The sequence below is a fragment of the Achromobacter sp. genome (assembly GCF_057314935.1).
Map to the genome: position 1 here is coordinate 31,078 of NZ_DBHKZA010000057.1, position 12,092 is coordinate 43,169.

A 12,092-nucleotide genomic window follows, 5' to 3' on the forward strand; every position below is an offset into this window, starting at 1 on the left:
CTGAGTTATGGCAAATAACTTTCTTTGCGGGCGCTTCGAGTTTGATCTCGAGCGCCCGCTTGTCATGGGTATCGTCAATGTCACGCCGGACTCTTTTTCCGACGGCGGCCAGCACAACGATACGGATTCCGCGGTGGCGCATGCGCGCCAGTTGATCGAAGAGGGCGCGCAGATCCTGGATCTGGGCGGCGAGTCCACGCGCCCGGGCGCAGACCCGGTTTTGGTGGCGGATGAGCTGGACCGGCTGTTGCCGGTGATCGAAGCGCTGCGCGATTGCGGCGTGCCGTTGTCTATCGATACCTTCAAGCCGGAAGTCATGCGCGCTACGCTGGATGCGGGCGCGGACATGATCAACGACATCTACGGATTCAGGCAGCCTGGCGCCATCGAGGCCGTGGCGCAATCGCGCTGCGGGCTGTGCGTGATGCACATGAAGGGCGAACCCCGCACGATGCAGGCCAGCCCGCCCGAATACACCGACCTGATCGGCGAGATCGGGCTGTTCCTGGGCGCGCGGGCGCACAAGCTGCGTGCCGCCTGGGTCGATCCGCGCCGTATCGTGCTGGATCCGGGCTTCGGCTTCGGCAAGACGGCGGACCAGAACTTTCAATTATTGCGCCGGCTGTCCAGCCTGCGCAGCACGGGTTATCCATTGCTGATCGGCCTGTCGCGTAAAAACATGATCGGCCAGGCCACTGGCCGGCCCGTTGGCGACAGGTTGTCCGGCAGCATTGCCGCTGCCCTTGCCTGTGTGTCCCGGGGGGCTTCCATCGTGCGCGTGCACGATGTCGCCGCCACCGTGGATGCCCTTAAGGTATGGCATGCGGCTGAACAAGGAGCAATCAGTTCATGATTCGACGCAAGTATTTTGGTACCGATGGAGTGCGCGGCGAAGTCGGCGGTCCGGTGATCAACGCCGAATTCGCCCTGCGCCTGGGCTACGCGGCTGGCCGCGTGCTGGCGCGCGAGCACGCGGCGCGCGGCGGTAGCCGTCCGCAGGTCGTGATCGGCAAGGACACCCGTATCTCGGGCTACATGCTGGAATCCGCCCTGGAAGCGGGCTTGTCCGCCGCAGGCATCGATGTGTTGCTGGCCGGGCCCATCCCGACGCCCGCCGTGGCTTACCTGACCCGGGCGCTGCGCCTGGTGGCGGGCATCGTCATCAGCGCGTCGCACAACCCGTACCAGGACAATGGCATCAAATTCTTCTCGGCTCAGGGCATGAAGCTGCCCGACGAGATCGAGGCCGACATCGAAGCCGCGCTGGACGAGCCGTTGGGCTGCGTGGCCTCGGAAGGCCTGGGCCGCGCGCGCCGCATGGCCGATTCGCAGGGCCGCTATATCGAATTCTGCAAGAGTACATTCCCCAACGATCTCGACCTGAACGGCATGACGATCGTGGTGGACGCCGCGCACGGCGCCGCCTACAACATCGCGCCGCACGTGTTCCGGGAATTGGGCGCCGAGGTGCATGCCATCGGCGTGCATCCGGATGGCTTCAACATCAACAAGGGCGTGGGTGCCTTGCACCCCGAAATGCTGGCCAAGGAAGTCAAGGCCCGCGGCGCTCAGTTGGGCATCGCACTGGACGGCGACGCCGACCGCCTGCAGGTGGTGGACGGCGAGGGCCGCATCTATAACGGCGACGAGCTGCTGTACGCCATCATCCGCGAACGCATGCAGCGCAGCAAAGTGGATGGCGTGGTCGGCACGCTGATGACCAACTTTGGTTTCGAGCGCGAAATGGAGCGCCTGGGCGTGGGTTTCGAGCGCGCCAACGTGGGCGACCGCTACGTGCTGGAACAGATGCAGTCGCGCGGTTGGCTGTATGGCGGCGAAAGCTCCGGCCATCTGCTGTGCCTGGATTGCCATTCCACGGGCGACGGCATCATCGCCGCGCTGCAGGTCCTGACGGCGTTGCGCCGCAACAACGTGTCCATGGCGCAATGGGTGGGCGATCTGCGCATGTATCCGCAGAAGATGATCAATGTGCCACTCGCTCCCGGCCAGGACTGGAAGACGCATGCCGGCCTGACCGCGGCGCGCAAGGCGGTCGAGGCCGAATTGAACGGCCGGGGCCGCATCCTGATCCGCGCGTCGGGCACGGAACCGAAGTTGCGGCTGATGGTCGAAGCCGAGGATGAGTCCCTTGCCGTCTCGTGCGCCGAGAAGCTTGCCGCCAGCCTGGGGTAAGCGCGATAGGCCTATTTGGATGAAAGCCACCCACCGTCAGCGGGGGTGGCTTTTGTGCATTCAAGGCCGGTATTCATTTGTAAAGTTTTGTCGAGATTTGCCTAAAGTTGACCTATCTCCCCCGAACTAAACTTCATAGTCACGTAACATATTGGTCAAGTCTTTGACATACAGGGCGTCCACACTGACTGGACTCTCTAGGAGCTTCGCGCAATGCTGGAACTAGCACGCATCAACCCAAGCCGTAATCCCGCCGAACCATTCACGGGCGCCGCCCCGAAGGTGCTGGCGGTCGGCCTGGCGCGCACAGCTGAAGAAATCGAGCAGATTCAGCGTCTGCGCTACGAGGTCTTCACTGAGGATATGGGCGTGGTGTTTCCCGACGCCCAGGACGGTATCGAACACGATCGTTTCGATCCCTTCTGCGAACACCTGATGGTCCGCGAAATGGACACGGGCCGCATCGTCGGCACGTACCGGATCCTGACGCCTGAAAAGGCGCGGGAGGCGGGCGGCTACTACTCGCAATCCGAATTCGATCTATCCGGCCTGGGGTCGATCCGCGACAACCTGGTCGAAGTCGGCCGGTCGTGTACGCACGCCGACTACCGCAACGGCGCCGTCATCATGTTGCTGTGGTCCGGCCTGGCCGAGTACCTGCGCCGCGGCGGTTACGAGTACGTGCTGGGTTGCGCAAGCGTCAGCCTGCGTGACGATGGCGTGACCGCGGCGGAAGTCTGGCGCACCATTTCCAAGCACCTGCCGCTGGACGGCGAGCCGCGTGTCGTTCCGCTGCACCGGTATCCGGTGGAAAAGCTGAACAGCTCGTTGCCGGCCCGGGTGCCGCCGCTGATCAAGGGCTACTTGAAGCTGGGCGCCAAGGTTTGCGGCGAGCCCGCCTGGGACCCGGATTTCAATGCCGCGGACTTCCCGGTATTGCTGAAAATGGATCGCATGGACGAGCGCTACCGCCGCCACTTCGGCCTGGATCAACCCGCGGCCGTCAACGGCCAGCGCTGAGCATCATGCGTCGCCTGATCCGCCGTATGAAGATCAGATTGATACGGCGGGCCACTCGGCCCTTGCGCATGGAGCTCAAGCAGCTCCATCGCCAGACGGATCTGTCGCCGTTCTGAAGGAAAAAACGGGCGATGGCTTTGCGGCCACGCCCGTTTTTTTTGCCGCCGTGCCGCCTTAAGGAAAGCCGTGCTCCCTGGTGGCGGCAAGCACGGCACGCGTATGCCGCAGCAGCCGGCTCTACGCCTGCTTCATCAGAATTCCAGCAATTCGAACGAAAACCCCACCTTGTTCCATTCCGCTTCTTCCGCACGCAGCGTGAAGTCGCTTAACGGGTGCTGGGCCAGCCATTCACGGTTGACGCGCACCACGATGGAGTTGTCGCGCACTGAGGCGGTCAGCGGCAGCGGTTCGATTTCGCCGCGGCGGCGGAACAGCAGGACGGCCAGGCGCAGGCTCAGGATGGCCTTCCACTGAGGGCGCGTGCGGATCAGCGGTTCCAGCTTGGTCAGCTTGCCTTGATGGCCCAGCGCCAGCAGCGCCAGCAACTGCTGGTCGGCGCGGGAGAAGCCCGGCATGTCGGCGTTTTCCAGTACGTACGCCGTGTGCTTGTGATATGCGTTGTGCGCGATGGACAGGCCCACTTCGTGCAGGTCCGCCGCCCATCCCAGTGCCGGGCGCAGCTCGGCGCGTTCCGGGCCTTCGGGGAACATGGCGTCGAACAGCGTCAATGCCGCGTGGCGCACGCGGCGAGCCTGGTTCACGTCCACGTGGTAGCGCTTCATGAACTGGCGCACCGATTCGTCGCGCTTGTCGTGTTCGTCGTCGCGGCCCAGCAGGTCGTACAGCACGCCCAGGCGCAGCGCACCGTCGCCCGTGTGCATGACCTCGATGCCCAGTTCATCGAACAGCGCGCTCATGATGGCCAGCCCGCCGGGCAGCACGTCGGAGCGTTCGATCTTGATGCCGGGCAGTTCGGACGGGATGACGCGGCCCGAACGCACGATGCGGTCTTTCAGCTTGGCCAGGCCCGCGCGGGTGATGCCACGGTCGGAAAAGCGGCTTTCGGTCAGGATCGCGAACAGCGCCTTGGCCGTGCCGGAAGAGCCATAGGCCTCTTTCCAGCCCATCTTGCGGTACTGCTTGGCGATGACTTCGATTTCGCGCCGGGCGGCCAGTTCGGCCTGCTTCATCTGGTGCGCATCCACCACGCCGTCCGAGAAGAACTGGCGGCTGTAGCTGACGCAACCCATGTACAGCGACGACATCAGGCCGGGTTCGTGGCCCTTGCCGATGATGACTTCGGTGGACCCGCCGCCGATGTCGATGACCAGCCGCTTGTTGGGCGACGGGGGCAGGGTGTGGACCACGCCCGAGAAGATCAGGCGGGCCTCTTCGCGGCCGGCGATGACTTCGATGGGAAAGCCCAGGGCGGCTTCGGCGCGCGGCAGGAAATCCCGCGTGTTGCGCGCGACCCGGAAAGTGTTGGTGGCAACCGCGCGGACGCGGTTGGGGTGGAAACTGCGCAGGCGGTCGCCAAAACGTTCCAGGACGGCGATGGCGCGCTCGATGGCGTCATCGCCAAGGCGCTTTTCGGCATCCAGGCCGGCGGCGAGCCGGACGGTTTCCTTGAGACGATCGATCTGATAGATCTGGGGCGTACCGTCCTGTTGAACGATGCGTCCGATGGAGAGGCGGAAGCTGTTGGACCCGAGGTCCACCGCGGCCAGAAGTTGATCCATGCGGCTCGTAATATAGGCTTTGAGGTGGCCTGATTATAGAGACCCCATATGACAGTGCCCTGAGCTACGGGTTTTCGCTTATGGAACAGGGGCTTGGCGCAAACGGGACGCGCGCTATACGTCCCGATTTTGGCGTACGCTACGGATTTGGCGTCGTGTCATAGAACCGTCACTTATTTGCAGTAAAACTCCACGCTCCCCCTACGTATGGAATCCGGTATGCCCACACGCCCGCCTGGCGAGCCCTTGCTCATGAATCGCGAGTTGTCGCTGCTCAAATTCAACGACCGTGTGCTGGCGATGGCGGAAGATCCGAAGACGCCTTTGCTGGAACGCCTGCGGTACGTGTGTATCGTCAGCTCCAATCTGGACGAGTTCTTCGAGATCCGGATCTCCAGCCTGAAAGAGCAGCAGCGCCAGTCGCCCAACATGGTGGGCCCTGACGGCATGACGCCCGACCAGGCGTTCGAGAACGTCCAGCAGGCCGTGCACGCCCTGGTGGCGCGCCAGTACAACCTGCTGAACGACGAGATCCTGCCGGCCATGCAGGCCGAGGGCATCACCCTGCATCACGCATCCGAATGGAACGCCGAGCAGCAGGAATGGGCGCGCGACGTGTTCAACCGCGACGTGATGCCGCTGCTGACCCCGATCGGACTGGACCCGGCGCATCCGTTTCCCCGCGTCTACAACAAGAGCCTGAATTTCATCGTGTCGCTGGCCGGGGCCGATGCCTTCGGCCGCCAGGCGTCGATTGCCGTGGTGCAGGCACCGCGCGCGTTGCCGCGCCTGATCAAGATGCCGCCGGAACTGTCCGGCCACCCCGAAGGTTTCATCCTGCTGACCTCCTTGCTGCGCGCCTTCGTGGGCGAGCTGTTCCCGGGGCTGGAAATGCTGGGCTGCTACCAGTGGCGGGTCACGCGCAACAGCGACCTGTTCGTGGACGAGGAAGAAGTCACCAACCTGCGCCATGCGCTGCAGGGCGAGCTGTCGCAGCGCAACTTCGGTGCCGCCGTGCGGCTGGAAATCGACAAACTGACGCCCGTCGAACTGGAAACCTTCCTGCAGCGCGAGTTTTCGCTGACGGCCCAGGACACCTACCGCGTGCCGGGGCCGGTGAACCTGTCGCGACTGATGCAGCTATGCAATTCGGATCTGCGGCCCGACCTGCTGTTTCCGGACTACCGCGCGCCGGTGCCGGCCCCCTTCGATCGGGTTGGCGACAAGCCAGCCGACCTGTTCGAAGCCGTGGCCGAGCAGGACCGCCTGCTGCACCATCCCTACCAGTCGTTCCAGCCTGTCATCGACTTCCTGACGGCCGCCGCGCTGGATCCGGACGTGATGGCCATCAAGCAGACCATCTACCGCACCGGCGAGGATTCCGAGCTGATGAAGATCCTGCTGGCCGCGGCGCGCGCCGGCAAGGAAGTGACGGTGGTGGTGGAACTGATGGCGCGTTTTGACGAGCAGACCAACATCAACTGGGCGTCCAAGCTGGAAGAGGTGGGCGCGCACGTGGTCTACGGGGTCGTCGCGCACAAGACCCACGCCAAGATGGCGGTGGTGCTGCGTCGCGAGAACGGCCGCCTGCGCCGCTACGCGCACTTGGGCACGGGCAATTACCATCCGCGCACGGCCAGGCTGTACACCGACTTCGGCCTGCTGACCGCGGACCCGAGGCTGTGCGAGGACATGGACAAGGTGTTTGCGCAACTGACCGGGCTGGGCGCGCGCCGTTCGCTGAAGGCCTTGATGCAATCGCCTTTCACGATGCACGACGGGATGGTGGCGCTGATCCGAGCCGAGGCCCGCGCGGCCAAGGCAGGCAAGCGTTCGCGCATCATGGCGAAGATGAATTCGCTGCTGGAAGAGCAGATCATCGAGGAGCTCTACAAGGCCAGCCAGGCCGGCGTGAAGATCGACCTGATCGTGCGTGGCGTCTGCGCGCTGCGCGCCGGCGTGCCGGGCTTGTCCGAGAACATCCGGGTGCGCTCCATCGTGGGGCGCTTCCTGGAGCATTCGCGGGTTTTCTATTTCTATGCGGACGGCGAGGAGACGGTCTACCTGTCGTCGGCGGACTGGATGGACCGCAATTTCTTCCGGCGCGTGGAAATCGCCTTCCCGATCTATGACAAGACCTTGAAGAAACGCGTGGTCGACGAGGCGTTCACGTATGCGTTACGCGACAACCAGCTGGCATGGCAATTGCAGCCCGATGGCGATTACGCCCGGGTCAAGAGCCGCCGTGAACCTTTCAACCTGCACCTGTACCTGATGCAGAAACTGGGCGTGTGACCCGCCTGCACTGTCACACAGGGAATCGTCCCTGAATATCGCGGCCGCCCCGTTTTTCAGGGCGGCCGCGGTGTTTTCGGGGGGTGAAAACGGTGTCGCATGAAGCGTATGTGACTGTCACTATCTTGTCACGTTGGGCTTCTAAGATGCGAGGGTCGCTGAAAGACAGGCACCGAAAAAGCCTGACCAGACTCCTCCAACGAGCACAGAAGGAACCCTGATGTTCAAACGTGTCTTCAAACAAGTTTCCCTGGGCGTTGCGCTGAGCGCCGCCGTTTTCGCCGTCCAGGCTGCCGATGTGACCGGCGCCGGCGCATCGTTCCCCTACCCCATCTACGCCAAGTGGGCTTCCGACTACAAGGCTGCCACCAACAACGCGGTCAACTACCAGTCGATCGGTTCGGGCGGCGGCCAGCAGCAGATCATCGCCAAGACCGTCGATTTCGGCGCTTCGGATGATCCCATGAAGGCGGCTGACCTGGAAAAGAACGGCCTGCTGCAATTCCCGGCCGTGATCGGCGGTACCGTGGCAGTCGTCAACGTCGACGGCGTCGAGCCGGGCAAGCTGAAGCTGTCGGGCCCCGTGCTGGCCGACATCTTCCTGGGCAAGATCAAGAAGTGGGACGACAGCGCCATCAAGGCCCTGAACCCCGACCTCAAGCTGCCCTCGGCCGACATCATCGTCGTGCACCGTTCGGACGGCTCGGGCACCACTTTCGGCTGGACCAACTACCTGTCCAAGGTGTCGGCTGACTGGAAGTCGCAAGTCGGTGAAGGCAAGGCCGTCAAGTGGCCCACCGGTCAAGGCGGCAAGGGCAACGAAGGCGTCGCCGCCTACGTCGGCCAGCTGAAGAACTCGATCGGTTACGTGGAATACGCCTACGCCAAGCAGAACAAGCTGGCCTGGACGCAGCTGCAGAACAAGGAAGGCAAGTTCGTCCAGCCGGAGCAGAAGGCATTCGCCGCCGCGGCCGCCAACGCCGACTGGAAGAGCGCGCCGGGCATGGGCGTGGTCCTGACCGACGAGCCGGGTGCCGATTCGTGGCCCGTCACCGCCGCCACCTTCATCCTGATCCACAAGTCGCAAGACAAGCCGGCTCAGGGCAAGGCTGTCCTGGAGTTCTTCGACTGGGCGTTCAAGAACGGCGCCAAGTCGGCTGAAACGATGGACTACGTGCCGCTGCCGGAAGCCGTCACCAAGGAAATCCGCGCTGCTTGGGGCGAAGTGAAGGCTGCCGACGGCAAGGCCGTCTGGAAGTAAGGATGGGTGTAGCGCGCGGGGAGCCTGGCAATAACGCAGGCCTCTCAGCGCGCGTAACCCATCAAGCAGCCGCCCCTGGTTTTCTGCCAGCAGAAGAAAGGGGCGGCCTGCCGCAAGACCTCCCGTTGTTCCCCCAGGTTACCTAAGGAAAGTCCATCCATGAGCGCGGTAATGGATAATAGTGTGCCGCTTTCGCCCAGCGTGGCGGACTCCGTGACTACCGGCACGCCTTCGCCTATGAAGCAAAATAAAAATGCGCTGATGGATGCGCTTTTCAAGAATCTGACCCGCCTGTTCGCCTTCCTGGTGTTCATCCTGCTGGCGGCGATTCTCGTATCCCTGATCTACGGCAGCCGCGAGTCGCTGGCCAAATATGGCCTGTCGTTCCTGTGGCTGAACGACTGGGATCCCGTCAATCAGAACTACGGCGCCGTGGTGCCGATCATCGGCACGCTGCTGACCTCGGCCATCGCGCTGATCATCGCGGTGCCGGTCTCGTTCGGCATCGCCATCTTCCTGACCGAACTGTCGCCGACCTGGCTGCGCCGCCCGTTGGGCACCGCCGTGGAAATGCTGGCGGCCATCCCGTCGATCATCTACGGCATGTGGGGCCTGTTCGTCTTCGTGCCGGTGTTCCAGCAGTACGTGCAGCCCTTCCTGATCGCCACCCTGGGCAGCGTGCCCGTCATCGGGGGCATCTTCGCGGGTCCGCCGTTCGGCATCGGCATCTTCACGGCCGGCCTGATCCTGTCGATCATGATCATCCCGTTCATCGCCGCAGTGATGCGCGACGTGTTCGAGCTGGTGCCGGCGATGCTGAAGGAATCGGCCTACGGCCTGGGCAGCACGACCTGGGAAGTGATGTGGCGCGTGGTGCTGCCTTTCACCAAGTCGGGCGTCATCGGCGGCATCATGCTGGGCCTGGGCCGCGCGCTCGGCGAGACGATGGCGGTGACGTTCGTGATCGGCAATGCCTTCAAGTGGTCCGGTTCGCTGTTCTCGCCGGGCAACTCGATTGCCTCGGCCCTGGCCAACGAATTCAATGAGGCGGGCGGCATCCAGAAGTCGGCGTTGCTGGAACTGGGCCTGATCCTGTTCCTGATCACGACGATCGTGCTGGCCCTGGCCAAGGTGCTGCTGGTTCGCCTGTCTGCCGGCGAAGGCAAGAAGACCTGACCCGACGCGAGCACAAGGAAAAGATCATGGCTGTATCCGTACTCAATATGCAGAATGGCATCTACCGCCGGCGCCGGGTCGTCAACCGCATCATGCTGGCGGTGTCCCTCGGAACCCTGGCGTTCGGCCTGTTCTGGCTGTTCTGGATCATTCTGACGCTGCTGACCAAGGGCGCGCCCGCGCTGTCGTACACGCTGTTCACCGAGATCACGCCGCCGCCGGGCCAAACCGGCGGCCTGATCAACGCGATCTTCGGCAGCGTGGTGATGGCCGGCGTGGGCACGCTGATCGGCACGCCGGTCGGCATCCTGGCCGGCACCTACCTGGCCGAATACGGTCAGCGCGGCTGGCTGGCGCCTGCGACGCGCTTCCTGAACGACGTGCTGCTGTCGGCGCCGTCCATCATCATCGGCCTGTTCATCTACGCCGTGTACGTGGCGCAGGTCGGGCACTACTCCGGCTGGGCCGGCGCGCTTGCGCTGTCGATCCTGGTGATTCCGGTGGTGGTGCGCACGACCGACAACATGCTGCTGCTGGTGCCCAACAGCCTGCGCGAAGCCGCGGCGGCGCTGGGCTGCCCCAAGTGGCGCATGATCACGCTGGTGTGCTATCGCGCCGCCAAGACCGGCATCATCACCGGCGTGCTGCTGGCGATTGCCCGGATCTCGGGCGAGACCGCGCCGCTGCTGTTCACCGCGCTGTCCAACCAGTTCATGTCGTTCAACATGAATGCGCCGATGGCCAACCTGCCGGTCGTGATCTACCAATACGCCGCCAGCCCCTTCAAGGACTGGAACGACCTGGCCTGGGCCGGGGCCACGCTGATTACGTTGCTGGTGCTGGGCATCAACATCATTGCCCGCAACATGTTCCGCAAGTAAAGATCGCTTTGCCGGCGCGCATGGCGCGCCGGAGCCAAGGGAAAAGAAATGGAAAACACCGCTACCGCCGTCAAGAACAAGATCGAGGTCAAGAACCTGAACTTCTACTACGGCAAGTTCCATGCGATCCGCAATGTGAACATGTCGATCCAGGAGAAGAAGGTCACGGCCTTCATCGGCCCGTCGGGCTGCGGCAAGTCGACGCTTCTGCGTACGTTCAACCGCATGTTCGAGCTGTACCCGGGCCAGCGCGCCGAAGGCGAAATCATGCTGGACGGCGAAAACCTGCTGACCACCAAGACCGATATTTCACTGATCCGCGCCAAGGTCGGCATGGTGTTCCAGAAGCCCACGCCGTTCCCGATGAGCATCTACGACAACATCGCCTTCGGCGTGCGCCTGTTCGAACGCCTGTCCAAGGGCGAGATGGACGAGCGCGTGGAATGGGCGCTGAGCAAGGCCGCGCTGTGGAACGAAGTGAAGGACAAGCTGCATCAAAGCGGCAACAGCCTGTCGGGCGGCCAGCAACAGCGGCTGTGCATCGCGCGCGGCGTGGCCATCAAGCCGGAAGTGCTGCTGCTGGACGAGCCGTGCTCGGCGCTTGACCCGATTTCCACTGCCAAGATCGAAGAACTGATCGCCGAACTGAAGAACGACTACACGGTCGTGATCGTGACGCACAACATGCAGCAGGCGGCTCGCTGCTCGGACTACACCGCCTACATGTACCTGGGCGAGTTGATGGAATTCGGCCAGACCGACCAGATCTTCGTGAAGCCGTCGCGCAAGGAAACTGAAGACTACATCACGGGCCGTTTCGGCTGATCGCGCCGGGGATCTGTTCCTGATGCGAAAACGGCGCGCCCGACCGGCGCGCCGTTTTGCATTTGGGCTGAGGCGGAATCAGGAACGCGGCAAGGTGGCCTTGGCGCCCTGGGTGGATTCCGCCTGCGGATTGCCGGCGTAGCGGGCGGGGTGCTGCCGACACCGGCCAGCGCTACCCAGAGGTAGTTCACGATCAACGGATTGTTGCAGGTCAGGCAATAGATGCCCACGGCGCCCACCAGGCTGAACACCAGCAGGAAGGACTGGCTGGAACCCAGGGTTTCCTGATGAATGTCTATGCGTGTTTTTGCCCGTAGGCGGCCTCCGGTCGTGCGCCAGAAACCGTAATTAATTCAGGCTTGAACTATATGGGTGTCAATCAGGAGATTGCCGGGAGCGGGGGGCATTGGCCCGCATCGGCGGGGGGCCTCCCGGGCAGGGTGGGATTCTGGTATAGTTGCCACCCTTCGGGGCGTAGCGCAGCCTGGTAGCGCATCTGCTTTGGGAGCAGAGGGTCGTGAGTTCGAATCCCACCGCCCCGACCAATACATGAAAGGCCGTCAGTGATTACGATCACTGACGGCCTTTTGTCGTTTGCGGTGCCAGGCGGCGGTGTCAGGTGTTCAGCGGATCGTCCCGGGCAGCCTAGACCAGATCGCCTCAGCCACGACCGACGGCGAGATGCCGTCCATGCCTGGGCAA

Annotated in this window: 9 protein-coding genes and 1 tRNA gene; 9 read left to right on the forward strand and 1 reads right to left on the reverse strand. The window is 63.4% G+C overall.

Features of this window, described 5'->3' with window-relative positions:
* Positions 1 to 7: 7 nt before the first annotated feature.
* From folP to ACO6D5_RS20240, 3 genes are all read left to right on the forward strand, one after another.
* On the forward strand, positions 8 to 853 hold the full coding sequence (gene folP, locus ACO6D5_RS20230) for a dihydropteroate synthase (RefSeq protein WP_485826345.1): 846 nt from the start codon (positions 8 to 10) through the stop codon (positions 851 to 853).
* Complete coding sequence (gene glmM, locus ACO6D5_RS20235) at positions 850 to 2,193, forward strand: phosphoglucosamine mutase (RefSeq protein ID WP_315527499.1); 1,344 nt, start codon at positions 850 to 852, stop codon at positions 2,191 to 2,193. Before folP ends, glmM begins: the two co-directional genes overlap by 4 nt.
* 213 nt (positions 2,194 to 2,406) lie before the next feature.
* Positions 2,407 to 3,213 carry a GNAT family N-acetyltransferase gene (locus ACO6D5_RS20240; RefSeq protein ID WP_485826346.1) on the forward strand — a complete coding sequence of 269 codons (807 nt, stop codon included), beginning with the start codon at positions 2,407 to 2,409 and terminating at the stop codon, positions 3,211 to 3,213.
* A gap of 251 nt (positions 3,214 to 3,464) precedes the next feature.
* Here ACO6D5_RS20240 and ppx read toward each other — a convergent pair whose 3' ends face one another.
* Positions 3,465 to 4,952, reverse strand: coding sequence for an exopolyphosphatase (gene ppx, locus ACO6D5_RS20245; RefSeq protein ID WP_006222886.1), 1,488 nt, complete (start codon positions 4,950 to 4,952; stop codon positions 3,465 to 3,467).
* Between the two features lie 219 nt (positions 4,953 to 5,171).
* On the opposite strand from ppx, the gene ppk1 reads away from it, so the two are divergent.
* The 6 genes from ppk1 to ACO6D5_RS20275 all read left to right on the forward strand — a co-directional run bounded on the left by ppk1 (position 5,172) and on the right by ACO6D5_RS20275 (position 11,935).
* The gene (ppk1, locus tag ACO6D5_RS20250) at positions 5,172 to 7,247 is read left to right on the forward strand and encodes a polyphosphate kinase 1 (RefSeq protein WP_485826347.1); all 2,076 of its coding nucleotides are present in this window, start codon (positions 5,172 to 5,174) and stop codon (positions 7,245 to 7,247) included.
* Between the two features lie 220 nt (positions 7,248 to 7,467).
* A complete protein-coding gene (pstS, locus tag ACO6D5_RS20255; RefSeq protein WP_006222888.1) occupies positions 7,468 to 8,508 on the forward strand; it encodes a phosphate ABC transporter substrate-binding protein PstS in 1,041 nt (346 codons plus the stop codon).
* 159 nt (positions 8,509 to 8,667) lie between these two features.
* Positions 8,668 to 9,684, forward strand: coding sequence for a phosphate ABC transporter permease subunit PstC (gene pstC / locus ACO6D5_RS20260; RefSeq protein WP_035212374.1), 1,017 nt, complete (start codon positions 8,668 to 8,670; stop codon positions 9,682 to 9,684).
* A 26-nt stretch (positions 9,685 to 9,710) separates the two neighbouring features.
* Positions 9,711 to 10,565, forward strand: coding sequence for a phosphate ABC transporter permease PstA (gene pstA / locus ACO6D5_RS20265; protein WP_006222890.1), 855 nt, complete (start codon positions 9,711 to 9,713; stop codon positions 10,563 to 10,565).
* A 48-nt stretch (positions 10,566 to 10,613) separates the two neighbouring features.
* Positions 10,614 to 11,390 (forward strand): phosphate ABC transporter ATP-binding protein PstB, encoded by a 777-nt coding sequence (gene pstB / locus ACO6D5_RS20270; RefSeq protein WP_006222891.1) that lies wholly within the window; start codon positions 10,614 to 10,616, stop codon positions 11,388 to 11,390.
* Between the two features lie 468 nt (positions 11,391 to 11,858).
* Positions 11,859 to 11,935, forward strand: a tRNA-Pro gene (locus tag ACO6D5_RS20275).
* The last annotated feature ends 157 nt before the right edge of the window (positions 11,936 to 12,092 follow it).

Bases quoted from the DNA above. Each gene is read 5' to 3' on its own strand.
- ppx (WP_006222886.1), bottom strand. From the start codon at position 4,952: ATGGATCAACTTCTGGCCGCGGTGGACCTCGGGTCCAACAGCTTCCGC.
- pstA (WP_006222890.1), top strand. From the start codon at position 9,711: ATGGCTGTATCCGTACTCAATATGCAGAATGGCATCTACCGCCGGCGC.
- ACO6D5_RS20240 (WP_485826346.1), top strand. From the start codon at position 2,407: ATGCTGGAACTAGCACGCATCAACCCAAGCCGTAATCCCGCCGAACCA.
- pstB (WP_006222891.1), top strand. From the start codon at position 10,614: ATGGAAAACACCGCTACCGCCGTCAAGAACAAGATCGAGGTCAAGAAC.
- folP (WP_485826345.1), top strand. From the start codon at position 8: ATGGCAAATAACTTTCTTTGCGGGCGCTTCGAGTTTGATCTCGAGCGC.
- glmM (WP_315527499.1), top strand. From the start codon at position 850: ATGATTCGACGCAAGTATTTTGGTACCGATGGAGTGCGCGGCGAAGTC.
- pstC (WP_035212374.1), top strand. From the start codon at position 8,668: ATGAGCGCGGTAATGGATAATAGTGTGCCGCTTTCGCCCAGCGTGGCG.
- ppk1 (WP_485826347.1), top strand. From the start codon at position 5,172: ATGCCCACACGCCCGCCTGGCGAGCCCTTGCTCATGAATCGCGAGTTG.
- pstS (WP_006222888.1), top strand. From the start codon at position 7,468: ATGTTCAAACGTGTCTTCAAACAAGTTTCCCTGGGCGTTGCGCTGAGC.